This window comes from Frondihabitans sp. VKM Ac-2883 (genome assembly GCF_015350875.1).
Taxonomy (GTDB): domain Bacteria; phylum Actinomycetota; class Actinomycetes; order Actinomycetales; family Microbacteriaceae; genus Frondihabitans.
In genome coordinates, this window is sequence record NZ_JADKSF010000002.1 from 431,876 (window position 1) to 455,304 (window position 23,429).

25 protein-coding genes are annotated in these 23,429 nt (G+C 68.9%); 10 read left to right on the forward strand and 15 right to left on the reverse strand.

Annotated features, from left to right (window positions below):
* Nucleotides 1-185: 185 nt before the first annotated feature.
* Complete coding sequence (locus ITJ49_RS05620) at nt 186-2,036, forward strand: MDR family MFS transporter (RefSeq protein ID WP_228514071.1); 1,851 nt, start codon at nt 186-188, stop codon at nt 2,034-2,036.
* 244 nt (nt 2,037-2,280) lie between these two features.
* A complete protein-coding gene (locus ITJ49_RS05625; protein WP_055960904.1) occupies nt 2,281-2,784 on the forward strand; it encodes a flavin reductase family protein in 504 nt (167 codons plus the stop codon).
* On the opposite strand, the gene ITJ49_RS05630 is transcribed toward ITJ49_RS05625, so the two are convergent.
* Nucleotides 2,781-3,629 carry a site-specific DNA-methyltransferase gene (locus ITJ49_RS05630; RefSeq protein ID WP_194602500.1) on the reverse strand — a complete coding sequence of 283 codons (849 nt, stop codon included), beginning with the start codon at nt 3,627-3,629 and terminating at the stop codon, nt 2,781-2,783. The two genes, ITJ49_RS05625 and ITJ49_RS05630, sit on opposite strands and share 4 nt — an antisense overlap.
* A gap of 96 nt (nt 3,630-3,725) precedes the next feature.
* Here ITJ49_RS05630 and ITJ49_RS05635 point away from each other — a divergent pair, with 96 nt between their 5' ends.
* Both ITJ49_RS05635 and ITJ49_RS05640 read left to right on the forward strand, forming a co-directional pair.
* Entirely contained in the window at nt 3,726-4,010 is a 285-nt protein-coding gene (locus ITJ49_RS05635; RefSeq protein ID WP_055960908.1) for a GNAT family N-acetyltransferase, read from the forward strand.
* A gap of 107 nt (nt 4,011-4,117) precedes the next feature.
* Nucleotides 4,118-4,867, forward strand: coding sequence for a hypothetical protein (locus tag ITJ49_RS05640; RefSeq protein WP_194602503.1), 750 nt, complete (start codon nt 4,118-4,120; stop codon nt 4,865-4,867).
* Nucleotides 4,868-4,960: 93 nt separating this feature from the next.
* Here the strand turns inward: ITJ49_RS05640 and ITJ49_RS05645 are convergent, their stop codons facing one another.
* The 6 genes from ITJ49_RS05645 to ITJ49_RS05670 form a co-directional block, all read right to left on the reverse strand.
* Nucleotides 4,961-6,010 carry a lipoate--protein ligase family protein gene (locus tag ITJ49_RS05645; protein ID WP_194602506.1) on the reverse strand — a complete coding sequence of 350 codons (1,050 nt, stop codon included), beginning with the start codon at nt 6,008-6,010 and terminating at the stop codon, nt 4,961-4,963.
* 9 nt (nt 6,011-6,019) lie between these two features.
* Nucleotides 6,020-6,919 (reverse strand): alpha/beta fold hydrolase, encoded by a 900-nt coding sequence (locus tag ITJ49_RS05650; protein WP_194602509.1) that lies wholly within the window; start codon nt 6,917-6,919, stop codon nt 6,020-6,022.
* Between the two features lie 134 nt (nt 6,920-7,053).
* Nucleotides 7,054-7,638: a hypothetical protein gene (locus ITJ49_RS05655; protein WP_194602512.1), complete on the reverse strand. Its 585-nt coding sequence runs from the start codon at nt 7,636-7,638 to the stop codon at nt 7,054-7,056.
* Between the two features lie 349 nt (nt 7,639-7,987).
* On the reverse strand, nt 7,988-9,826 hold the full coding sequence (locus tag ITJ49_RS18135; protein ID WP_370544384.1) for a sensor histidine kinase: 1,839 nt from the start codon (nt 9,824-9,826) through the stop codon (nt 7,988-7,990).
* Nucleotides 9,819-10,496: a response regulator transcription factor gene (locus ITJ49_RS05665; protein ID WP_055960920.1), complete on the reverse strand. Its 678-nt coding sequence runs from the start codon at nt 10,494-10,496 to the stop codon at nt 9,819-9,821. Before ITJ49_RS05665 ends, ITJ49_RS18135 begins: the two co-directional genes overlap by 8 nt.
* Nucleotides 10,497-10,792: 296 nt before the next feature.
* Nucleotides 10,793-11,545, reverse strand: coding sequence for an SDR family NAD(P)-dependent oxidoreductase (locus tag ITJ49_RS05670; protein WP_123940923.1), 753 nt, complete (start codon nt 11,543-11,545; stop codon nt 10,793-10,795).
* Nucleotides 11,546-11,641: 96 nt separating this feature from the next.
* Between ITJ49_RS05670 and ITJ49_RS05675 the strand changes: the two genes are divergently transcribed.
* The 4 genes from ITJ49_RS05675 to ITJ49_RS05690 all read left to right on the forward strand — a co-directional run bounded on the left by ITJ49_RS05675 (nt 11,642) and on the right by ITJ49_RS05690 (nt 14,984).
* Nucleotides 11,642-12,094, forward strand: coding sequence for a MarR family winged helix-turn-helix transcriptional regulator (locus tag ITJ49_RS05675; protein WP_194602515.1), 453 nt, complete (start codon nt 11,642-11,644; stop codon nt 12,092-12,094).
* Nucleotides 12,091-13,398, forward strand: coding sequence for an MFS transporter (locus ITJ49_RS05680; protein ID WP_084816052.1), 1,308 nt, complete (start codon nt 12,091-12,093; stop codon nt 13,396-13,398). Before ITJ49_RS05675 ends, ITJ49_RS05680 begins: the two co-directional genes overlap by 4 nt.
* A 268-nt stretch (nt 13,399-13,666) precedes the next feature.
* Nucleotides 13,667-14,029: a hypothetical protein gene (locus tag ITJ49_RS05685; RefSeq protein ID WP_194602518.1), complete on the forward strand. Its 363-nt coding sequence runs from the start codon at nt 13,667-13,669 to the stop codon at nt 14,027-14,029.
* Between the two features lie 115 nt (nt 14,030-14,144).
* Nucleotides 14,145-14,984 carry an endo alpha-1,4 polygalactosaminidase gene (locus ITJ49_RS05690; protein WP_194602521.1) on the forward strand — a complete coding sequence of 280 codons (840 nt, stop codon included), beginning with the start codon at nt 14,145-14,147 and terminating at the stop codon, nt 14,982-14,984.
* A 14-nt stretch (nt 14,985-14,998) separates the two neighbouring features.
* Here ITJ49_RS05690 and ITJ49_RS05695 read toward each other — a convergent pair whose 3' ends face one another.
* The 3 genes from ITJ49_RS05695 to ITJ49_RS05705 are packed head-to-tail and all read right to left on the reverse strand — an operon-like array spanning nt 14,999 to nt 18,431.
* Nucleotides 14,999-15,844: a transglutaminase family protein gene (locus ITJ49_RS05695; RefSeq protein WP_194602523.1), complete on the reverse strand. Its 846-nt coding sequence runs from the start codon at nt 15,842-15,844 to the stop codon at nt 14,999-15,001.
* Nucleotides 15,841-16,770 carry an alpha-E domain-containing protein gene (locus ITJ49_RS05700; protein ID WP_194602526.1) on the reverse strand — a complete coding sequence of 310 codons (930 nt, stop codon included), beginning with the start codon at nt 16,768-16,770 and terminating at the stop codon, nt 15,841-15,843. Before ITJ49_RS05700 ends, ITJ49_RS05695 begins: the two co-directional genes overlap by 4 nt.
* Nucleotides 16,764-18,431, reverse strand: a complete 1,668-nt coding sequence (locus ITJ49_RS05705) for a circularly permuted type 2 ATP-grasp protein (RefSeq protein WP_194602528.1) — start codon at nt 18,429-18,431, stop codon at nt 16,764-16,766. Before ITJ49_RS05705 ends, ITJ49_RS05700 begins: the two co-directional genes overlap by 7 nt.
* A gap of 210 nt (nt 18,432-18,641) precedes the next feature.
* Between ITJ49_RS05705 and ITJ49_RS05710 the strand changes: the two genes are divergently transcribed.
* Nucleotides 18,642-18,854 (forward strand): hypothetical protein, encoded by a 213-nt coding sequence (locus tag ITJ49_RS05710; protein ID WP_194602530.1) that lies wholly within the window; start codon nt 18,642-18,644, stop codon nt 18,852-18,854.
* Between the two features lie 49 nt (nt 18,855-18,903).
* A complete protein-coding gene (locus ITJ49_RS05715) occupies nt 18,904-19,173 on the forward strand; it encodes a GlsB/YeaQ/YmgE family stress response membrane protein (RefSeq protein ID WP_194602532.1) in 270 nt (89 codons plus the stop codon).
* 160 nt (nt 19,174-19,333) lie between these two features.
* Here ITJ49_RS05715 and ITJ49_RS05720 read toward each other — a convergent pair whose 3' ends face one another.
* From ITJ49_RS05720 to ITJ49_RS05740, 5 genes are read right to left on the reverse strand one after another with little or no spacing between them, the layout of a single operon-like run.
* Nucleotides 19,334-20,293 carry an SDR family NAD(P)-dependent oxidoreductase gene (locus ITJ49_RS05720; RefSeq protein ID WP_194602534.1) on the reverse strand — a complete coding sequence of 320 codons (960 nt, stop codon included), beginning with the start codon at nt 20,291-20,293 and terminating at the stop codon, nt 19,334-19,336.
* Between the two features lie 23 nt (nt 20,294-20,316).
* Nucleotides 20,317-20,559 (reverse strand): ferredoxin, encoded by a 243-nt coding sequence (locus tag ITJ49_RS05725; RefSeq protein ID WP_194602537.1) that lies wholly within the window; start codon nt 20,557-20,559, stop codon nt 20,317-20,319.
* Nucleotides 20,556-21,845, reverse strand: a complete 1,290-nt coding sequence (locus ITJ49_RS05730; RefSeq protein ID WP_194602539.1) for an NADH-ubiquinone oxidoreductase-F iron-sulfur binding region domain-containing protein — start codon at nt 21,843-21,845, stop codon at nt 20,556-20,558. The genes ITJ49_RS05725 and ITJ49_RS05730 overlap by 4 nt, the downstream gene beginning before the upstream one ends.
* Nucleotides 21,842-22,417: a ferric reductase-like transmembrane domain-containing protein gene (locus ITJ49_RS05735; protein WP_194602542.1), complete on the reverse strand. Its 576-nt coding sequence runs from the start codon at nt 22,415-22,417 to the stop codon at nt 21,842-21,844. The genes ITJ49_RS05730 and ITJ49_RS05735 overlap by 4 nt, the downstream gene beginning before the upstream one ends.
* Before the next feature lies 1 nt (nt 22,418).
* Nucleotides 22,419-23,408 carry an FAD:protein FMN transferase gene (locus tag ITJ49_RS05740; RefSeq protein ID WP_194602545.1) on the reverse strand — a complete coding sequence of 330 codons (990 nt, stop codon included), beginning with the start codon at nt 23,406-23,408 and terminating at the stop codon, nt 22,419-22,421.
* Nucleotides 23,409-23,429: the final 21 nt, after the last annotated feature.

The window sequence follows — 23,429 nt, forward strand, 5'->3', positions numbered from 1 at the left end:
AGGCTATCACCGACGGTTTTGCGCCCCCTGGTCTCTTCCCGGGCTATTCGGGCCAAGGATCCCAGCGCTCGCGTGGTCAAATTCCTGGCAGTCATGTAAATTTGCACCGCGCGCAAAGATTTGCGCGACGGAGCGCGACTCACCGCCACAACATCAGTCATCACCACAGCACCAGAGAGAGTCACATGTCCCGGGCAGATACAGCCGCACCAGAAACGGCACCCGTCGAGAAGCAGGGCCTGATGAACCACAGGCAGATCCTGTTCGTCATCTTCGGCCTCATGGCAGGTATGTTCCTGTCGTCGCTCGACCAGACCATCGTCGGAACGGCGATCCGCACCATCGGCGACGACCTCCACGGTCTCGACCACCAGGCCTGGGTCACCACCGCCTACCTGATCTGCTCCACGATTTCGACGCCGATCTACGGAAAGCTCTCCGACCTCTTCGGTCGGCGGCCGCTGTTCATCATCGCGATCGCGATCTTCATCCTCGGGTCGGCCGCCGCGTCGTTCTCCGATTCGATGTACATGCTCGCTGCCTTCCGCGGCCTGCAGGGCCTCGGCGCCGGTGGCCTCATGGCCCTTCCGCTCGCGATCATGGGCGACATCCTCGCTCCTCGGCAGCGTGCGAAGTACCAGGGCTACTTCCTGGCAGTGTTCGGCATCTCGAGCGTCATCGGCCCGCTGATCGGCGGTCTCTTCGCTGGCGCGGACCAGATCCTCTTCATCACCGGATGGCGCTGGGTCTTCCTCCTGAACGTCCCCATCGGCGTCGTCGCGCTCTTCATCGTGGGCCGGTTCTTGCACATCCCCGGTCAGAGCCGCAAAGACAACATCCGCATCGACTGGTGGGGCGCCGCGATGGTCATCGTGTCGGCCGCGCCGCTCCTGCTGGTCGCCGAGCAGGGCCGCATCTGGGGCTGGGGCTCGCTCAACGCCTGGGTCTGCTACGTCATCGGCGGGCTGGGCATCATCGCCTTCATCGTCGCCGAGCGCATGATGGGCGACGCCGCCCTGATCCCGTTGAAGCTCTTCAAGAGCCGCACCTTCTCGATGGCGACCATCCTCGGCGTCCTGGTCGGTTTCGGCATGTTCGGTGCGCTCCTCACCGTGCCGCTCTACCTGCAGCTCGTCAACGGGTCGACGCCCACCGAGTCGGGCTTCCAGATGCTCCCAATGATCCTCGGCCTCATGATCTCGTCGATCGTCTCCGGTCAGATCATCTCGCGCACCGGCCAGTACAAGATGTTCCCGCCGATCGGAACCGCGTTCATGATCCTCGGCTTCGCCTGGTTCTCGCAGGTGAGCTACGACAAGCCCTGGTACTACCTTTCGATCGGCATGGTGCTGGTCGGTCTCGGTCTCGGCCAGCTGATGCAGACGCTGACACTCGCCTCGCAGAACTCGGTCGGACCGCGCGACATCGGTGTGGCCACGTCGTCGTCGACGTTCTTCCGTCAGATCGGTGGAACCCTGGGCACGGCGGTGCTCTTCTCGGTGCTGTTCTCCCGTCTCTCGACGACGATTCCGGAGTCGTTCCAAGACAAGACACTCGCCGCCGCCCAGCAGAAGGCCCTCGCCGACCCGTCGGTGCTCGCCGACCCGAACAACTCGAGTCTCATCGCGCTGCTCAAGAAGGCCGCGTCGGGCGACACCTCGGCTCTCGGCAACGCCCTCAACGGCGACACGTCGTTCCTCAACAAGGCGGCGCTGGCTCTCAAGGCGCCGTTCCTCGACGGATTCGCCAACGCGACGGTGACGGTGTTCACGATCTCGCTGGTGGTCGTGGCCGTGGCATTCGTGCTGAGCTTCTTCCTCCGCCCGGCACCGCTCCGCACGCGCTCGGCCCTCGACGAAGCGGCCCACCAGGACGCCACCGACGCTGCGGCATCCGACGCGCGTGACGCCGAAGAGACCGATCGGGCCGCCCTGGCCGCGCAGTCCGCCGCGAACACGATGGGCTCGCCGGTCTCGCCCGACACCGGAAGCATCCGGCTCCCAGGATCCGGCAGCTCGACCTCACACCGGGCCTGAGCGGCCCCTGCTCCTCGGGAGCGCACGACCGACAGCCCTGAACGCAAGATCCCCGCACCGCCGCTGTGCCCACGTACGCCTGAGATCAGGAGTCCGCGGGGCTCAGCGGCGGCTGCCGGATCCTGAATGGAAGCATCCGGCGCAATCAGAACGTAACGAAACAGCGCGTCATTTATTGGCCCGCGAAATCTAGATTCAACAATCGAGTGACAGCATGGAGCAACCGACTCGCGAAGGACGTTCCATGGCTCTCACCCCGTACTCCCCGGATCCGCAGCTTCTGCGGACCACGTTCTCGTACTTCCCGTCCGGCGTCGTCGCCCTCGCCGCCGAGATCGAGGGCGCGCGAGAGGGTCTCGTCGCGTCGTCGTTCACCGTGGGCGTCTCGATGGATCCGCCCCTGGTGCTGTTCTCCGTGCAGAACACCTCGACCACCTGGCCGGTGCTGAAGCGCGCCGAGCGGATCGGCATCTCGGTGCTCGGCGAGACGCACGGCCAGACCGCCCGGCAGATCGCGGCGAAAGACAAAGCGACCCGGTTCGAGAACCTCGAGCTCGAGACCAGCGAGCAGGGCGCCCTGTTCGTCAAGGGTTCCCCGGTGTGGCTCGAGACGAAGGCCTACGCCGAGTACCCGGCCGGCGACCACACGCTGATCCTGCTCGAGGTCACAGGCCTCTACGCCGACGCGAGCGTCGAGCCGCTCGTCTTCCACGGGTCTGCTTTCAAGCAGCTCTTGAAGACGGCCTAGAGAAAGGTCGCGCCAGGCAGGCGCTTGCGGATCACGTCGATGGCCTCGGCGTTGCCGTCGACCAGGACGAAGCGCCGCCCCAGTTCGGCGGCCGCAGCGCCGGTCGTGCCGGATCCTGCGAAGAAATCGAGCACCCAGTCGCCCTCGCGGGTCGACGCTTGAATGATGCGGCGCAGGATCCCGAGCGGCTTCTGGGTCGGATACCCCGTCTTCTCTCGACCCGTCGGCGACACGATCGTGTGCCACCACACGTCGGTGGGCAGCTTTCCGCGCGCCGCCTTCTCGGGTGTGACCAGCCCCGGCGCCATGTAGGGCTCGCGGTCGACGGCCGTCGAATCGAAGTGATACTTCGCCGGGTCTTTCACGTAGACGAGGATCGTGTCGTGCTTCGTCGGCCAGTGGCTGCGGCTCTTGGCGCCGTAGTCGTAGGCCCAGATGATCTCGTTGAGAAAAGACGCCCGACCGAAGAGCGCGTCGAGCAGCACCTTGGCGTAGTGCGCTTCGCGGTAGTCGAGGTGGAGGTAGAGGGTTCCATCGTCGGCGAGCAAGCGCCAGGCCTCGGCGAGCCGAGGTTCGAGAAACGACCAGTAGTCGTCGAAGCGGTCGTCGTACTTCATCAGGTCGCCGCGGATGCGCTCGTACTGAACGCCCTTGAAGCCGGTCACCGCTCCGGTGCGCGACCCGCGGACGGAATGCGTCTCATGACGGAACTGGCTCCGACCGGTGTTGAACGGCGGGTCGAGGTAGACCACCGTGAATGCGCCGTCGGGGAGGGCGGGAAGAACGTCGAGATTCTCGCCGTGGACGACGAGATCGGGTGACTCGGGGGTCCAGCTAACGGGCATCCCCCTATTGTGGCCGTCTGCGGTGTCAGGGCCGACCACCCTTCGTGACGGCCGCGCCGGAGCCTGCTCTCACGACACCGGCGTATTGTTCACGGAATGAGTGTGGAAGTGCGTCACGACGAAGCCCAGAACCAGTACACGATCCTCGACGGAGACCGACCGGTCGGGTTCGCCGCGTACCAGATCACCGGCAACGAAATCGCGTTCACTCACACCGAGGTCGACCCTTCGGAGCAGGGCAAGGGGCTCGCAGCGGTGCTCGTGCAGCACGCCCTCGACGACGTGGCGGCAAACACCGAATTCCGCGTAGTGCCCGCCTGCTCGTACGTCGAGATGTTCGTGAAGAAGAACGCGCAGTACGAAGAGCTCACCCGCCGCTAACGGTTAGGCCCCCTCTACCGATAGTGGCAGGAGGGGCACCTCTCCCCGTTCGGGTCGCACCCGATTGCGGACTTACGCACGTATCGCGCGTCGATCAGACTCACAGGGTGACCCTCGCCCATCAGCTCGCTCGTTTCGAGCTCATCCTCTCGTCGATCGACCCGGCTCTGCTCTCCTCGTTCGCGCCGGGCCTCGACGACGCCGGCGTCGAGTCACTCCGAGAGCAGATCGCGCCCAGGATCCTGAGCCCCCAGCTCGAGATCCTGTACCGCTGGCGCAGTGGCGGCCCGCTGCCCCTCTTCTTCGGTCGCGCCCTCCGCTCCCCCGCGCTCATCGCGGCACACGAGTCAGCCGACGACGAGGCCCGTGTCGATGGTGTCGCCGCATTCACCGTGGCGCTCGAACCCCGGCACCGCGATCTCTGCGTGCTGCTCGACGATCTGACAGAGGCAGCGGAAAGCGCAGGATCCGGCGCCCACGCCCGCCGCACCGCCCTGACCTCCGCGGCTCCTCCCGCTCACGAACCCCCCGGCGTCCCCGACGAGGCGACCCACACCGTCGAAGAACTCGTCTCGGCAAGTAAGACCACCGACGTGATCGGAACGGTGGAGGGCCGCATCACGGATCTGTGGAGTGCGACCGGCTACGCCGAATACCGCCTCGCCGACACCAGCGGAACCCTCGTGATCGGCATGCGCGACCTGAAGGCCGCGCCGGCGACCGGTCTCGGCGACGATGTCGTGATGACGGTGCGGATCCGCAAGGGAGCCGCTGCGATCACCGAACCGATCGACCCGCGCCGGCCGTCCATCCTCGGTGCGGTTCCGGCCGAGTACCTCGCCTATCGCGTGGCCTGACCCGGCCGGTTGGCGCCTCGGCCGGGTTGCGCCTCGCCTGCTGCGGTCGGTTGGCGCCTCGCCTGACGCGGCCGGTGGGGTGGTGGAAGACGCTCAGGGCACGCGCGCGAGCCACTCCGGCGTCGCGAACTTCGTGCGGACCAGGTCCTCCGCCTGAGCGAGCTCGTCGGCGGTGACGTGGCCCTCGGTCGCTCCGTAGAGTCCGGTGAACGTCTGCTTGAGACGCTCGATCACGTCGGCACGCGGCAGTCCGGTCTGCGAGCGCAGCGGGTCGACGCGTTTGGCCGCGCTCGTGGTGCCCTTGTCGCTCATCTTCTCGCGGCCGATCCGCAGCACCTGCACCATCTTCTCGCCGTCCATGTCATAGCTCATGGTCGCGTGGTGGAGGAGCGCACCGTTGCCCAGCCGCTTCTGGGCGGCCCCGCCGATCTTGCCCTTGGCGCTCGTGATGTCGTTGAGCGGCTGGTAGAACGCGTCGATGCCCATCGACTTGAGGCCGGTGATCACCCACTCGTCGAGGTAGGCGTACGAGTCGGCGAAGCTCATGCCCTGCACGAGGTCGCCGGGGGCGTAGAGCGAGTAGGTGACGATCGATTCGGCGTCCATGAACATGGCGCCGCCCCCCGAGACGCGGCGAACCACCTGGAAGCCGTACTTCTCGGCGTTCTCGGGATCGACCTCGTTCTTGAGCGACTGAAAGCTGCCGATCACGACGGCGGGCTCGTTCCACTCCCAGAACCGCAGGGTCGGCCCACGGCGGCCGGCGCCGACCTCCTCGGTGAGCACCTGGTCGAGCGCGAGGTGGGTGTTCGGCGAGACGGGCCCGTCGTGGATGATCTGCCAGTCGTAGTCGCGCCAGGCGGTAGCGCGGCTCAGGCTCCGGCGGATCGCCACGGCGATCCCCTCGGGGCTCACCCCGAGCATGGTCGTACCCTCGGGCAGCCCGTGTCGCACGGCGGCCGCGATGTCGGTCGAGTCGGCTGCGGAGTCGAGTCCGTCAACCGATCGGTTGATGGCCTCCAGCGCCTCGTCGGGCTCGAGGAAGAAGTCGCCGGCGAGCCGGAAGTTCTCGATCCGGCCGTCTTTCACGTCGAGGTCGACCACGACCAGCTTGCCGCCTGGAACCTTGTATTCACCGTGCATGCGTCGAGCCTACGACCGGGCGTCCAACCAGTCGAGCAGGTCGCGGGTGACCTCGTCCTTGTTTGTCTCGTTGAAGATCTCGTGCCGCGCACCGTCGTAGACGATCAGCTCGACGTCGGTAAAGCCTGCGCGCGAGCGGTACGCCGCGACGAGCTTCTCGGCGCTCTTCGGCCCACCGAGCGGATCGTCGCCGCCGACCATCACGAGCAGCGGCACGTCATGGCGCGGGTTTCGGCTCGGCCGGCCGTAGAGACGCAGGGAGTCGCGCAGACCGAAAAGCGTGAGCACGCTGGCCTCGACAGCAAGAGGATCCGTCGACATCGCCTCGGCGACGGCCGGGTCACGACTGAGCCACTCGAACCCGGTCGTGCCGAGGTGGGCGTGACGCTTGTTCAGATCGCCGCCGTTCATGCTGAGCGGGGTGCGGTAGGCCGTGCCGGTGAGCACGACGGAGTCGTACTCGTCGGCGTGCTCATCGACGAGCATCTGCGCCATCAACGAGCCCCACGAGTGGCCGAGCAGAGTGACGGGGATCCCCGGATTCTCGGCGCGGGCAAGGTGCGTGAGTTGCCGCACGGCCTCGACCGTCGCCGGATGGCCGCCGACCCCGAGGTGACCGAGGCGGCCGGATCCTTCGCCCCACTGCGCCAGGCCGGTGGCTCCGTGGCCGCGGTGGTCGTCGGCGTAGACGGTGTAGCCGGCAGCGGCGAGCGCCTCGGCCAGACGCTCGTACCGGAGGGCGTATTCGCCGACGCCGTGCGCGATCTGGATGATGCCGCGGGGTTCGGCCGCTTGTGCGGGGGTCTGCGCCGAGGGCTGCGCCGGTGTCTGCGCTGGCGTCTGTGCCTGCCAGACGTAGAACGTGATCGTGACGCCCTGGGCGTCGACGTAGCTGCGGGTGGTGTACACGGCGTCAGTCTGTCAGGAGGTGTGCACTGCCGCGCTGCGTCGAATGCGCGAAATCCGCCCTCCGCGTGGGTGCGGAGGGCGGAAATCGTGCATTCGGTGGGCTGGTCTGGGGCAAAGACCGAAGGATCCGGGCGTCAGTCGTCGGAGCCGCCGTGTCCCCGCCCGCCACCGCCGTGGCGCCCCGAGTCGCTGCCGTGATCGTCGTTGGCATCGTGGGTCGCGGCGTCGGTGCCGTGGTCGTCGTTCACGTCGCGGGTCGCGGCGTCGGTGCCGTGGTCGTCGTTCACGTCGCGGGTCGCAGCATCGTCGCTCGTCGGCGTCGATGCGACCGGTGCCGCTGTCGGCGCGGCCGTCGGCTGGGTCGCGACCGGCGTCGGGGTCGCGGTCGCCTCGTGGTGGCCGGAGTCGTCAGCGTCAGCGTGGGTTGCGGCGTCGCTGCCGTGATCGTCGTTGATGCCGTGAGTCGCAGCGTCGTCGCGACCCCGCCCGTGGTGGGTGTGCCCCTTCGGCACGGTCGCCGGCACAGCGGTCGGAACGGCGGTCGGCACGGCGGTCGATCCGGTCGTCGGCACGGTTGTCGACGACACGGTCACGCTTGAGGTCGGCGTCGGCGTGGTCGCGTCGTCGGCACCCTGCGATGCGAACGCGATTCCGGCCGAGCCGAGCACGAGGGCGGCGGCGGTTGCTCCGGTGACGATGATGAGATTCTTGCGGTTCATGGTGTCCTCCTTGTTGGATGCCATGACCTTCCCAAGAGGTTGCTGAACCGCTTCTGACCTTCCCTGAACGTCCGTTCAGCACACGTCCGACGCGCTTACCCGACTGGTGGTCGGGTGGGCCGCCCGCCATCGGATCCGGGCACGCGATCGGGCGGGGACTCTCTAAAACCGTGATTGACCCTGGAGTCAATTGACCCGGGCCCGGAGCGATGTCGCCCGGCGCGCAATTGACTCCAGGGTCAATGAGGATTGGAGAGACACCCGCTCCCGCCGAGAACGAACGGCGGGCGGGGGTGAGTGTCCACGATCTGCTAATCGTGGAGGCGGAACATCAGCAGATCGTGGACACTCACCCGACGGGCGCAGGAGCGGGCGCGGGACCGGGAGCGGAAGCACCCGCAGGCACAGCGGCGTCGACCGGCAGGGTGACCGTGAAGCGGGCACCACCGAGCGGACTGCCGGAGACAGCCACGGCTCCACTGTGAGCGGCCACGAGACTCCGCACGATCGCGAGACCGAGACCACTGCCGCCGGATTCCCGAGCACGCGCCTCGTCGAGCCGCACGAAGCGCGCGAAAATTCGCTCCCGGTCGGCGTCGGCCACACCCGAGCCGTCGTCGTCGACGGTCAGCACGAGCTGTCGGTCCACTTCAGCGAGCGAGAGAGCGACGGTCGAGGTCGCGTGGCGGGCGGCGTTGTCGGCGAGGTTCCGGACGACCTGGCCGAGCATTCCGCGATCGCCGTCGATACGGACGGGTGCGATGCCGGTCGCGTCCACCGTCACGAGGCCCGCCTTCCGCAGGCGCGCGGCCTCAGCCAGCACGATGTCGTCGACGTCGACCGGATTCATCGACGGCTCGAGCCCACCCTCGTCGGCCCGGGCCAGAATGAGCATGCCCTGCACCAGGTCGGCGAGGCGCTGCCCCTCGGTGAGCACCGTGTCGGCCAAGAGCTCGGTCTCGATGCGCCCCGGGTAGGCCTGTGTCACTTCGGCCAGCTGCCGCATCACCGCCAAGGGCGAGCGGAGCTCGTGCGACGCGTCCGAGACGAAGCGCCGTTGTGCGCGCGCCGAGTCGTCGAGCCGGTCGAGCATCTCGTTCAGGGTGGAGGCGAGTCGGGCGATCTCGTCGTCGCCGCCCGGGCTGGGGATCCGGGTCGCGAGTCGAGCGGCCGTGATCCCCTCGACCTCCCGGCGCATCCGCTCCACCGGCCGCAGCGAACGCCCAACCACGAACCAGGTGGTCGCCGCCATTACCAGGAGCAGCACCGGGATCACGATGCCGAGAGTCGTCACGGTCGCCCGCTCCGAGACCGCGGCAGCCGCGAGCGAACGACCGGCGACGACCACGAAGTCGACGTCAGCACCGCCATCACTCGCCGCAGCCGACGAGGACGAAGAAGGAGACGAGGACGAAGACGACGAACCCGGAGTCGGCCGGGCCGCGGTCAGCGTCGGCTGTCCGCTCCCGGGTGCGGGGGCGCCGACGTCGTCAGACCCGCCACCACCGGAACCACCGCCCGAGCCACCACCGCTCTCAGAACCACTGCCGCCCGAGCCACCACCACCGGAGCCACCGCTCGACCCGCCGCTCCCGCTCGATCCGCCACCGGAACCCCCTGAGTCGTCCGACCCGCCGCCGCCCGAATCGTCGGTGCTCGAGCCGCCGCCACCGGATCCTGGTGTCGGTTCCGTGCTCCTCGTCGAGTCGTCGCTCGGCGGCGTGATCGTCACGGTCGGCGCCGGGGTGGACTGGTCGCTGCCCGACGACGTCTCGATCGCGTAGTTCTCGCCCGACAGCGAGACTGTTCCCGAGCGCGCTGGCTCGGCGAGCGTCTCGTAGGCGCGGACGGCGACGGGGTCGCCCGAGACCCCAAGGATCCGCGAGCCGTCCGCCGACAGAACCGCCGTGACCGCCCCGTCACGCTCGCCCAGCCCGGCCACGGCCGCTGCCGGAGTGGCCCCTGATTCGAGCCGGGCCAGCACGCGATCGGCGTCGCTCACGGCCTCCGCTCGGACGCCCTGAGCGAGCACGGCGCGCTGAACGACCACGTAGACCGCCGACCCGCCGAGCAGCGTGATTCCGACAATCGCCGTGGCCGCCAGGGTGATGCGCAGGCGCAGCGATCCGCGCCGCGGGCGGAGCGAGCCCTGGGGCCCGCGCGAACCGGGTCGCGGCCGCTCAGCCACCGGTCCCCGCCAACCGGTAGCCGGCGCCGCGCACGGTCTCGATCGAGTCGCGCCCGAACGGCCGGTCGATCTTGTTGCGGAGGTGCCTGACGTAGACCTCGACGATGTTGTTGTCGCCCTCGAAGTCGTCGTCCCAGATGCCGTCGAGCATCTGCCGCTTCGTGACAACCTCGCCCGCCCGGCGCATCAGAAACTCGAGCACGGCGTATTCGCGCGTCGTCAACTCGATCGGGGTCTCACCCCGGGTCACGCGCCGCGATGCCGGATCGAGCGCCAGGTCGCCGGCCGTCAGCACGGTCGGCCGTTCACGCACGCCGCGCCGCACCAGAGCCCGCAGCCGCGCGAGGAGCACCGCGAACGAGAACGGCTTCGTGAGGTAGTCGTCGGCGCCCGTGTCGAGGCCCTCGACCTCGTCCCATTCGCCGTCTTTGGCGGTGAGCATGATCACGGGCGTCCAGTCGCCGTCGTCGCGGAGGGCGCGGCAGACGCTGTAGCCGCTCATTCCGGGAAGCATGATGTCGAGCACGATCGCGTCGTAGTCGTTCTCGCGCGCACGCCAGAGGCCGTCGGTGCCGGTCGCGGCATGGTCGACGGCGATGCCCTCGGCTTCGAGCCCGAGGCGCAACCCCTGAGCGAGCCCCTGATTGTCTTCGACGACGAGCACGCGCACGCTGCCTCCTGCGATCGGTGCCCACGCACCGCGGGCACGTCCAGCATGGCGGCGATGCGCTGAAGCGGGGCTGAAATCGGCGCCGCGCCCTCACGAATGCGCGAAAACCGCCCCGGGCCGCTGAGCCAGGGGCGGTTTTCGTGCACTCGCGGGGACGGACCGCAGGATCCGGCGGCCCCGACCCGCACACGGCCGAGAGTGCGCACTTCGGCGTCGCGGGGCCCGCCCGACCCCGATCCGGGCACTTTCGGCCGGCCGCGGCTTCGGCGCACCCGCGGCACCCTGCCGCCCACGCACTAGTGCGCGCTGTACCCGCCGTCGACGAGGTGGTACGACCCGGTGATGAACGAGGCGTCGTCGCTCAGCAGGAAGAGCGTGAGCGCGGCGACCTCGGCGTCGGTGCCGAGCCGGCCGGTGGCGTGCTGCGCCTCGAGCGCCGTGAGCTCGTCGGCGGAGAGTGACGAGCGGACGAGCGGCGTGTCGATGAACCCGGGGCCGACCGCGTTGGTGCGGACGCCCTGGGCGGAGTATTCGAGGGCGGCGACCTTGGTGAGGCCGATCAGTGCGTGCTTCGAGGCGACGTAGGCGGCGTTCTGGGCGATTCCGACGGAACCGAGCACGCTCGACATGTTGACGATCGCGCCACCGCCGGCCGCGACGAGGGCAGGCAGCTGGTAGCGCAGGCCGTAGAAGACGCCGCTCAGGTCGACGCCGACGACGCGATCCCACGCGGCGATGTCGTAGTCGCCGATCTTGGCGGGGGCGGCGCCGATGCCCGCGTTGTTGACTGCCAGGTGCAGCGCGCCGTACGTCTGCTGGGCGAATTCGACGGTCTTCTCGCTGTCGGCGGCGACCGACGTGTTGCCCTCGAATGCGCTGGCCGTTCCGCCGGCCCCGACGATCTCGTCGACGACCCGCTGGGCCGCGTCGAGCTTGATGTCGGTGACGACGACCGAGGCTCCCTCGGCGGCGAGCGCTTTCGAGATGCCCTCGCCGATTCCCGAACCGCCACCGGTGACGATCGCGACCTTGCCTTCGAACTTGCCCATCTCGGATCCTTCTCTCTTGACGACACTTGTTGTTTAAGCCACAGAGTACGCCCGAGCCGTTTATTTAGCAAAGCTAATTTGTTAGGCTAACCACCGATGTCTGACACGAATACGGGTGCCCTGCGCACCGTTCCCCACGCCCAACTGGCAACCGACGTGCGCCAGGGCGTGCTCCGTCTCTCGCGGCGACTCCGGCAGCAGAAGGCCGACACGCACGTGAGCGACGCGCAGATGGCCGCGCTCGGATTCCTGCTGCAGAACGAGCCGCTCACGATCGGCGCCCTGAGCGAGCACGAGGGCGTCACTCCCCCGTCGATGAACCGCACCGTCAACGCCCTCGTCGAACTCGGCTTCGTCGAGCGCAGCGCCCACGCCGACGACCGCCGCAAGGTGATGCTCTGCACGACCCCCGCCGGCGCGAACTTCGTGCTCGAGACCCGGCGACGCCGCGACGAGTGGCTCGTGCCGCGGCTCGCGAAACTCAGCCCTGACGAGCGGCGCACGCTGACCGAGGCGACTCGCATCCTCCGTGAGCTGGGTCGCTCGTGAGCGCCATGTTCCGCTCGCTGAGCCTCTTCAATTACCGGCTCTGGTTCGGCGGCGCGCTCGTGTCGAACACCGGCACGTGGATGCAGTCCACCGCCCAAGACTGGATCGTGCTCACCGAGCTCACCGACCACAACGCGACGGCGCTCGGCATCACGATGGCACTGCAGTTTCTGCCGCCGATCCTGCTGATCCCGATCACGGGCCTCATCGCCGACCGCTACGACCGCCGCCGCATGCTGATGTTCACGCAGGGCGCCCTCGGCACACTCGGCCTCGCCCTCGGCCTCCTCGTCATCACCGGCGTCGTGCAGCTCTGGATGGTCTGGGGCTTCGCCCTCCTGCTCGGCATCGTGCAGGCGATCGACGCGCCCATCCGCCAGAGCTTCGTCTCGGAGCTCGTGCCGCCCGAGCACCTGTCGAACGCGGTCTCGCTCAACTCGGCATCGTTCAACGGCGCTCGTCTCGTCGGCCCCGCGGTCGCCGGCGTGCTCATCGCGACAGTCGGGTCGGGCTGGGTCTTCGTGATCAACGCGGCGTCGTTCCTGGCCGTGCTCGCCTCGCTGCGGTTCATTCGCGTGAACCAGCTCCAGTTCAAGCCCAAGCTGAAGCGCGCAAAAGGCCAGATCAAAGAGGGCTTCCGTTACGTGCGGGGGCGCCCCGACCTTGTCGTCGTGTTCGTGATGATCTTCATCATCGGTACCTTCGGCATGAACTTTCCGATCTTCACGTCGACCATGGCGACACAGGCGTTCGGGGTCGGAGCCAGCGGGTTCGGCCTGCTGACCTCGGCGGTGGCGGTGGGGTCGCTGACGGGGGCCCTCCTGTCGGCTCGGCGTGAGCGGCCGCGGATGCGGATCCTCGTGCTCGCCGCAATCTCGTTCGGCGTCACCTGCACCGTCGCCGCACTCATGCCGACCTACTGGAGCTTCGCCGCGGTGCTCGTGGCCGTGGGGCTCTCGTCGATCACGCTGATGACCACCGCCAACGGTACGGTCCAGCTCGGCGCCGCCCCCGAGATGCGCGGGCGCGTGATGGCCCTCTACATGGCGATCTTCACCGGCGGCACCCCGATCGGCGCTCCGATCGTCGGCTGGGTCGCCAACACATTCGGCCCGCGCGCGGCGATCGGCGTCGGAGCGGGCGCCGGGTTCGCGGCGGCCGCCGTCGCGATCGTGTGGCTGGTGCGGCAGCAGCACCTGCGGCTTCGTCATGACGAGGGGCTGCACTTCAGGATCCGGCACGACGGCGACGGCCTCCCTGCCACGGCCTCCATCACTCTGCCGGCGGAGCCCGCCCGCCGCTGAGGTCGGCCCTGGGGGCGCCTCGGGTCACCCAGCCGCGAGTGCGCCCCCGCGAGTGCCGCCGAATGCGCCCGCGGGGCCCGGGCCGCCGGCATTAGGCGACACTCGGGGTTAGACCCTGCTTTGGTGAGCGCCGGCGCCCTCGCGAGTGCCGCCGAATGCACTCGCCGGGCCCGCGCGGGCGACATTAGGCGGCACTCGCGGCCCCGACCCCGGCGGCACTGCAGGGCCGGGGCTTCCGCGACGCGGCAACTGCGCCTACAGTGCACGCATGACGATCGCTCACGTCAGGATCCGCCCCACCCGAGCACAGACCCCCGTCGCGAAGGAGCGGCCCATGAGCAAGGCACGCCTCATTGGCACGGTTGCCGGCGTCAGCTTGGCGATCGGCGCCGGCCTCGCGATCTGGGCTTCGCAGACGCTCGGGGCCCAGGGCGCCTGGTCGCCGAAGGGCGTCGCCTCTGGCCACCTCGACTTCATCGTGGCCGTCGTGCTGCTCGTGGGAGTCGCCCTGCTCATCGCGGGCTTCATCATCGCTCTCGCCGCGGTGGCCGAGGCCTGGTCGGAGGCCCAGCGGGAGGCCCGCGAGCGGGTGCCTGCCAAGCAGCCGACGCACCCCCGATCGGCCAAATAACCCCCGGCTGCCACCCCGAAAATGGCCAAACCGGGGTGCCTCACCGGCCGCGGGCGGGAGCCCGCGCGAGCCTAGGCGAGCAACGGGCCAGCGCGGGCAACCTAAGCTCGACGGCATGACACTCTTGCGAGCCGGCCTGGCCGTTGCGACCTCCGCCGTGCTGCTCGTCACGATGGGATGCGCCTCGCCGAGTGCGAACGCGCGGTCGTCGGATCCTGCGGTCGCTTCCACCGCGACCCGCACGCTGCCCCCGACGAAGGGCACCTTCGATTACCAGCTCGGCGGGTCGTACACCCCAGCGAAAGGTGTCACCGTCGTGACGCGCGACAGCACCTCGACGCCCGCGAAGGGCGTCTACTCGATCTGCTACGTCAACGGATTCCAGACGCAGCCGGAGTCGAGCTGGCCGAGCAACCTCATCCTGAAGAACAAGGCGGGCAAGCCGATCGTCGATCCGGGCTGGCCCGACGAGCGCATCATCGACATCTCGACGGCCGCCAAGCGGACCGCCGCGAGCAAGCGCATCAACACCATGACCGACTCGTGCGCGGCCAAGGGCTTCCGGGCCGTGGAGTTCGACAACCTCGACTCGTACTCCCGGTCGAAGAGCAGGCTGACGCTGTCGAAGTCGATCGCGTTCGCGAAGCTCCTGGTGAAGCACACCCACGCGAAGGGTCTGGCGGCGAGCCAGAAGAACACCGGTGAGCTCGGCTCGCGCGGCAAGGCGTCGATCGGCTTCGACTTCGTCACCACCGAGGAGTGCGACGTCTACAGCGAGTGCGGCTCGTTCACGAAGGTCTACGGCACGCACGTGCTCGACGTCGAATACACCGACGACCTCCGCGGCACGTTCGCTCAGGTCTGCGCTCGCAAAGACACCCCGCCGCAGACGATCCTCCGCGATCGAGACCTGACGACCCCGAAGAGCAAGGCGTACGTCTACCAGACCTGCTAACCGCCGCGGCGCCCCTACGCCTCGCGGGTGATCTCGACCGTCACGAAGAGTTTCGACGCACCGGAGCCGCCGTAGACACCGCGCAACGGCGGCACATCGTTGTAGTCGCGTCCGTGCCCGACGACGACGTGGCGCTCTCCGATGTCGATGAGGTTCGTCGGGTCGTACCCTGACCAGGATCCGCAGAAGTATTCCACCCACGCGTGCGATTCGCCGGTCACGGTCTCGCGGAGCTCCGCGGTGGGCTTGGGGTGCAGGTAGCCCGAGACGTACCGCGCCGGGATCCCCGCCGACCGCAATGCGCCCAGCGTGATGTGCGCGATGTCTTGGCAGACCCCGGCCTTCGCCTCCCAGGCCTCGGCCGCGGTCGACTTCACGTTCGTGACGCCCCGCAGATACGACACTCGATCACCGATCTCCTCGCAGATGCGAAGGGCGGCGTCACAGGGGGCGTTCGTCGCCGCGACGGCGTCGGCGGCGAGCGCCGCCACCTCGACCGGCGGCTCGGTGAGCGGTGTCTGCTCGAGCTGCTCGACGAACTCGGCCGATCGCGCGGCCGCCGTCTCGAGGTCGGCCCACGACAGGTCGTGCGGCAGGTGCGGCGTGCCACGCACCTCGATGAGCGAGGTCGCCGACAGCGAGAGCTCGGTGTGCGGCTGCAGCACCTCGAACGACGAGACACGCGTGCCCCAGTAGTCGAGGTACTCGTGCGCGCCCGAGTTCGGCTCGATGCGCAGGTGCGACGAGAGCACGAACTGTGTCTCGGTCGACGCCGGCAGCATGCGGGCCTCGTTATAGCTGGCCTTCGCCTCACCGAGGTACTGGAACCCGGTGACGTGGCGGATCCGAAGCCGGCTCACGAGCGCTCTCCCACCCAGGTCGGGGCGGCGGAGGTCGGGAAGTAGCGCTGGCGGATCGCCTCCGACGCGGCGGAGGTGGCGGCCTGGACGGCATCCATGTGCTTCGGCAGATCATCGAGGATCTCGGCGATCGGCCTGTATTCGAGCTCGGACCGCATCTGTCCCAGGATCCTGACCCCGGTATCTGACGACGAGGTGCGCGCGGTGCCGGGCTCGACCTCGCGCAGGCAGTTCTCGGCGCGCGAGATGGCGAACAGCACCGACCGCGGGAAGAGGCGGTCGAGCAGCAGGAACTCGGCGGCGTTGCGCGCACTCGGCACCCCGCGGTAGGTGCGGAGGTACGCCTCGTAGGCGCCGACCGACCGGAGGATCGTCGTCCACGACGGGCCCGACGCCTCGGTCAGGGTGCGCGTGGCGAGCAGGCGGGCGGTCATGTCGGCACGCTCGATCGAGCGCCCCAGCGTGAAGAACTGCCAGACCTCGTCGCGGCTCGTCGCCGATTCGATGATGCCGACGGCGAGTGCCGACCGTTCGCGCACCCAGGCGAAGAAATCGCTGACCTTCTCGCTCGACACCTTGCGCGGCATCCGGGCCCGGGTCGTGTTGAGGCACTCCCACAGCTCGGTCGAGACGATCTCGCGGGCACGCCGGGCGTTCTCGCGAGCGGCGCCGAGCGAGAACGCGATCGAGGCCGGGTTGTGCCGGTCGACGGCGAGCATCGTCAGCACGTCGGCCCGGGTGAGCGCGGTGTCGTCGGGGGCGTCCGATCCCATCACCGAGAGGAGCGACCGGCACGCGGCGTCCTCTTCGATCCATGGGTCTTCGAGCAGCAACTGCAGGTGGACGTCGAGGATCCGGGCGGTCCCGTCTGCCCGCTCGATGTACCTTCCGATCCAGAACAGGCTCTCGGCGATGCGGCTCAGCATGATGTCTCTTCCGTGTCAGACAGCTGACGTTGCTGTTGTTGGTGTTCCTGCTGCTGCTGCGACTGCTGGTCGCGTTTCGGGTCGTCGGCAGGCGACTGATCGGGAACGTGTTCGGCGGCGACGATCGGGATCGACGAGGTCTGCGTGGCCTGCTCGCTGACGAGCTCGCCGACGTTGTGACCACCGGTCCAGGTGTCGGCGTCGAGGCCGACCACCCAGGTGTCTTTCGAGCCGCCGCCCTGGCTGGAGTTGACGACGAGCTGCCCCTCCGGCAGCGCGACACGGGTGAGACCGCCGGGGAGCACCCAGATGTCGTCGCCGTCGTTGACCGCGAACGGGCGAAGGTCCGCGTGCCGCGGGCGGAGCCCCTCGTCGACGAGCGTGGGAATCGTCGACAGCTGCACCACCGGCTGCGCGATCCACCCGCGAGGGTCTTTGAGCAGGCGACCGCGAAGGTCGTCGAGTTCGGCCCTCGACGCGGCGGGCCCGACGACGAGCCCCTTTCCGCCCGAGCCGTCGACCGGCTTGACCACGAGCTCGTCGAGCCGGTCGAGCACCTCTTCGAGGGCTCCCGGGTCTTCGAGTCGCCAGGTGTCGACATTCGGCAGGATCGCGTCTTCGCCGAGGTAGTAACGGATCAGGTCGGGCAGGTAAGTGTAAACGAGCTTGTCGTCGGCGACCCCGTTGCCCACCGCGTTGGCGATGGTCACAGTGCCGAGGCGCGCCGCCATGAGCAGGCCGGGCGAACCCAGCACCGAGTCGGCGCGGAACTGCAGCGGGTCGAGAAATTCGTCGTCGACGCGGCGATAGATCACGTCGACGCGTTGCGGCCCCGCGGTCGTCCGCATCCACACGCGCCCGCCGGAGCAGTAGAGGTCGCGGCCCTCGACGAGTTCGACCCCCATCAGGCGAGCGAGAAGGGTGTGCTCGTAGTACGCCGAATTGAAGACTCCGGGGGTGAGAACGACGACGGTAGGATCCTCGACTCCCGTCGGCGCGCTCTTCCGCAGCGCATGCAGCAGTCGGTTCGGGTAATCGCCCACCGGGCGGACCCGCATGGAGACGAAGAGCTCGGGAAGCGTCTGGGCCATCACCCGCCGGTTCGATATGACGTAGCTGACACCGCTCGGCACCCGCACGTTGTCTTCGAGCACGCGCCACGCACCCGCCTCGTCGCGGATGAGATCGATGCCGGAGACCTGGATCCTCACGCCGTTCGCCGGGTCGATACCCGCGGCCTGCCGGTGGAAGTGGCTCGACGAGGTGATGAGCGACGCCGGGATCACGCCGTCGGCAACGCAGCGCTGGTCTCCGTAGACGTCGGCGAGAAACGCCTCGAGCGCGCGCACCCGCTGCTTGATGCCGCGCTCGACGGTGAGCCACTCGGCCTGCTCGATTACTCGCGGAACCGCGTCGAGCGGGAACGGCCGCTCCTCGCCGGCGAAGTCGAAGGTCACGCCCTGGGCGAGGTACGAGTCGGCGAGGGCGGCTGTCCGGCCACGGAGTTCATCCTGCGTCATGCTCTCGAGAGCCGCATGGATCTCGCGGTACATGCTGCGCGGATGCCCGGCCCCCTGGAACATCTCGTCCCATGCCGGTGATGAGCGGCGGCGGGTGTCTCGGCGTGCGACACCGGCGTAACCGTCGAAGAGGTCTCCCATGTGTCGAACCTAGGGGCCCGCTGTTGCGGGAGTGTTTCGAACAGTGGGCGGGGGCGTGACGCCGCGCTCGACCCAGACCGACCTTGTACCCCGAAAAACTGACACCTGAGAACCTGCAAATGCGCTGTGGACTAGCGTTTCCTCAGTATTCGGGCGACCTCGAATGCACGAGGCCCTCCGGCTTCGTCAGTCCATCTGGGAGGACACATAATGCGACCGAAATTCGTAGTAATCATCATCATCGCTTTCTTTGCCTACCTGCTGGGCGCAAAAGCCGGTACGTCTCGTTACAGAGAGATCACCAGCGCCTTCACCGGCGTCTGGAACGACCCCAAGGTCAAGAAGGCCCGCAAGCAGGCGAAGAAAGACGTCGCCAGGGGCCGCAAGATCGCCGCGAAGAAAGCCAAAAAGCGCTTCGCGTAATTCCTCACCTACCGGTGACAGCAACCCCACTTAGAAAGAGAGCACCATCGTGAGCTTCCTCGCATTCATTCTTCTCGGCCTCATCTGCGGCGCCATCGCCAAGGCGATCCTTCCCGGCCGTCAGGGCGGCGGCTGGATCGCCACCCTCGTGCTCGGCGTGATCGGCGCCCTCCTCGGCGGATGGCTCGGCGGCCTGATCTTCAACGTCGACTACAACGGATTCTTCTCGATTCAGAGCTGGATCATCGCCATCGTCGGCTCGCTCATCGTGCTCGTCATCTGGGGCGCGATCACCGGCCGCAAGGGCAGCCGCGCGTAGTTCGCACCGCTTGCTGAAGGGCGCCGTCACCTCTCGAGGTGGCGGCGCCCTTCGCCGTTTCGGAGGGCGAAGTGACGCAGATCGGCCAATCCGACGCGGCGAGCCGGGTCGATAAGGCCGAAACGCGTCATAAAGCCGGCCTGCGCTCGGCCCCTCGCCGTCAGCCCACGAGGCCGAGCGACACCTCCCACAGGCGTTCGGCCGAGGCCGAATCGAGTGCATACGACTTCACTCCGACGCCGGGCTTCGCCTCGTCGAACGGCACCGCCTCGTTGGCGTCTTCGAAGTAGCGGCCGCTGACTCCCGCGACGAGCGGCGACGCGGCGACCAGCACCGACGTCGACGCGCCCTGCTCGGTCGACTTGAACGCCGGGTTCGGCTTGCCGTCGGCGTCGATCCAGCCACGACGAGTGAACTCCGCAGGATCCATGTGCCGCTGCAGGTTCGTCATGATGCCACCCGGGTGCACGGCGTTGGCCGTGATCCCGTCGTCGGCCCATCGGCTGCCGGCACCGACCGCGAACAACACATTCGCCGTCTTCGACTGCCCGTAGCCGAGCCACGGGTCGTACTCGCGCGCCTCGAAGGCGAGGTCGTCGAACACGACGTCGGAGTAGTGGTGCCCGGTCGACGACAGCGAGACGATGCGCGCTCCGTCGGAGGCCGCGGCGAGTGAGTCGTGCAGGGCGAGGGCCAGCGCGAAGTGCCCCAGGTGGTTGTTGGCGAACTGCAGCTCCCAGCCCTCGGGCGTGCGAGTCAGGGGCGTCGCCATGATGCCGGCGTTGTTCACGAGGATGTCGAGCGGAGCTTCGTAGGCGTCGGCGAAGGCGCGCAGGGTGTCGCGCTTCTGCAGGTCGAGGTAGGCGGCGTGAACCTTGTCGGAGCCGGTGGTGCCGCGGATGTCGGCGACCGCGTCGGATCCTGCGCTCTCGTTGCGGACGGCGAGCGTCACGTCGGCCCCGGCACCCGCGAGGGCCCGAGCCGTTTCGAGCCCGATGCCCGAGGCGCCGCCGGTGACGACGGCACGCTTGCCGGTGAGGTCGACCCGGTCGGTGATGCTGCCGTCGAGGATCTCGGCGGCCGTGGTCTTTGCCCCGAAGGGCGTGGTGAGACGTGTCATGCCCACAACGCTACGCCCGCCCATCAGGCACCTGCAGACGCCCTGAGACGCAGCGCCGCTCGCGGGCACAGCCCCACCGCCCGCTTTGCGGGGCCGACGAGCTCATTTGGCACAGTCACGTCCGATCCCGTTGCGGCGAGCGGGTAGCCCCACTCGTCGCGGGTCAGCAGCTCCGGCAGCAGTTCGGTGCAGAGCCCCCGCCCGTCGCAGAGGGTCCAGTCGATGTGGAGCGACGCGTCGCTCCTTGAGGAGGCATCCCGGCTCATCGCCGCACCTCGCAGCGCCCTTGCAGGTGCGCCTGCACGTCGTCCGCGAACACGGTGAGCGTGCTCAGCACGAGCCGCGCGGTGCCGTCGGGATGGTGGCAGGATCCGCGACCGGCCACCACCCGTGCCAGGCGTTCGATCTCGGCGGGCAGCCACTCGGCCCGGTCGCGCCGCGCCAGTCGTCGCAGCACGTCGGCGAGACGCGGCAAGCCGTTGGCGCAGGGCCCGCACTGTTTGGCCGACTGCCCGGCGAGGTACTCCACGATCTCGGCGGAGGCGTCGAGGCCGCAGCGGTGCGGGCCGAGGACCATCAGGATCCCGGCGCCCGGTGCCGCTCCGAACGGCCGCAGGCCGGAGGGTGAGAGCGGTGTCGCCACCGCGGTACCGGGCACCCAGGCGCCGTGGTAGCCGCCGACCAACACCGCGCCGATCCCCGGAGGCCGGGCGCCGGCAGACACCAGCGGATCGAGGAGCGGCATTCCGGCAGCCACCTCGTAGACACGGGGGCTTGGCACATCGCCGCTGACCGAAACAAGGCGGGTGCCCGGATCCTCGTCGGTGCCGCGGGAGCGGAACCATGTCGCGCCGAAACGGGCCAGCAGGGCCAGGTGGGCGAGGGTCTCGACGTTCTGCACCAGGGTCGGCGCACCGCCGAGGCCACTTTCGCTGAGGCGCGCGATGCGGTCACGGGGGATGGCCCGGCCCCCGCCGACCGCGCTCACGACGGCGGAAGCCTCGCCCGAGAGGAAGGTCTCGGGGGCCGTCACGAGTCGGATGCGCTCGGCGTCGGTGCGCTCGGCGATGGCACGGGAGACGTGCTCGAGGCTGCGCGTCGGGGCATACAGGACGACGTCCGATGCGCGGACCGACGTCGCGGCGAGCAGGAGGCCGTCGATCACGAGATGCGGGGCACCGGCGAGAAGGGTCTCGTCTTTGCGGCTGAGCGGCTCGCCCTCGGCGCCGTTCGCGATGACGACGGGGCCGCCTCGCGTCGCGGAGCCGCGGCGGCCGGTGCCGGCGCCACTGCCAGCCCTGCCGGCGCGGGTGCCTCCGGACGACGCATCGCGCACGGCGACCAGCTTGCGCCAGGTCGGAAAGGCGGCGCCGCCGCGGCCGGCCAGACCCGATGCTTCGAGCTCGGCCAGCAGATGGCCCTCGTCGACGGCGCCCGGCATCGGGCCGAACACGGCACGGTGCGAGCGGAAGTCGCTGGCCCCGGCGGCGAAGAGGCGACTGACGCCGGTTGGGCCGGCGATGCTGGTGGTGATGGGCTGGGTCAAGGTCATGAGATCCCTCCGGATCGGACGGGCGAGGCGACGCGGACGCCGCGGAACTCGATGAAGCGGGTGGTGAGACGCCAGGCGACGGCGGTGGCGACCAGGGCGACGGAGACTCCGGCGAGCGCCAGGAACCAACCATCGGTGCCGTTCGTGCCGTTGCCGATGGCGTGCGCGAGGGCGACGGGCCAGAGCGCGTAGGTCGACCAGTGCACGGCCCGGAACACCCGGTTGCCGATGCGGTGGCGGAGCAGGCCGGTGGCGACGATCACGAGCACCAAGTCGAACGCGAGCGTGCCGAGGCCCTGCCACACGGGGCGGTACTCGCCGAAGAACGGAACGATCGTGTCGAGCAGGGTGAGCTGCGCATACGGGTCGAACAGCAGGCTGACGATGTGCACAACGAGAAGGAGAGTCGCAGCCATCGACACGTTGCGGTGCACCAGGGTGACGGCGAAGCGCGGCAGACCGGGCAGAGGCCGGCCCGAGCGGGTCACGACACCGAGCAGCACCGAGACGGTGAACAGCACGAGCGAGGCGACTCCAGTACCTCGGCCGAGAGCCCAGAGAGCGTCTTCCATGTCAGCCCGCCCGACGGAACAGGGCGGGCGCGGGCTCGCGCTCGTCGTCGGGCCAGCCGTTGAGATGCACCACGTTGCCACGGGCGTCGACCAGTCGGGCCGGCGTCTGCTCGTCGCGGAGGAACTCCACGGCCCGGCGACCGCGGACGATCGCCGCGGTCGACAGGGTGTTCGCCCGCAGGCAGTCGTGCGCCGCGACGGTCACGCTTCGCCAGACGGCCGGGGCGGGAAGACCGAGCCGAGGGTCGAGGATGTGGTGCACCTGACGGCCGTCGTGCACCCACCGTCGCTTCTGTGTGCTCGACGTCGCGACCGCGAAGCCGTCGGCCAGGGTGACGCGAGTCTCGGGGTCGCGGTCGAGATCGCGGACCGTGATCTGCCAGCCGTCGTCGCGCGAGCGCCCAGCAGTCGCGAGGTCGCCGCCGAGGCTGACCAGCACGCCGCAATGCAGCTCGTCGGCGATGGCCGTGGCGCACAGGTCGGCCGCAATCGCCTTCGCTGTGGCCCCGAGGTCGAGCCTCAGGTCGTCGGGGACGGTCAGCACCCGGTCGACCAGTCGGATCCTGCGCCAGCCCGGTTCGCGCGGCGTCGCGACCGACATTGAGAACGAGGCCTCGTCACCGTGCTGCGCATGCGGCAGCAGACGCACGTCGCGGTCGTAGCCGAGTCCGTCGAGCACACCGCCGAGAGTTGGATCGACGTCGCCGAAGGTCGAGCGCGCGGCGAGCAAAGCCCGGTCGACGAGGGCGGCGAGCATGTCGCTGACCTCGACGCCCTCGGATGCCCGTCCGCCGATCAGCCGCAGCTCGGAGTCGTCACGGAACCGGCTGCACGCCATCTCGACATCGACGAGGATCCGATCGGCGATCCGTCGAGCCCGGTTCAGCGCCGTCGCGTCGGTCACGACGATGCGGGCCGTCGTGCTCCAGATGGGCCAGTCCACGGTCGCGTTGAGGGCGGTGGCGCGGGTGGGGGTGAGCTGCTCGTTCATGCGGGAGTCCTTCCATCGCGG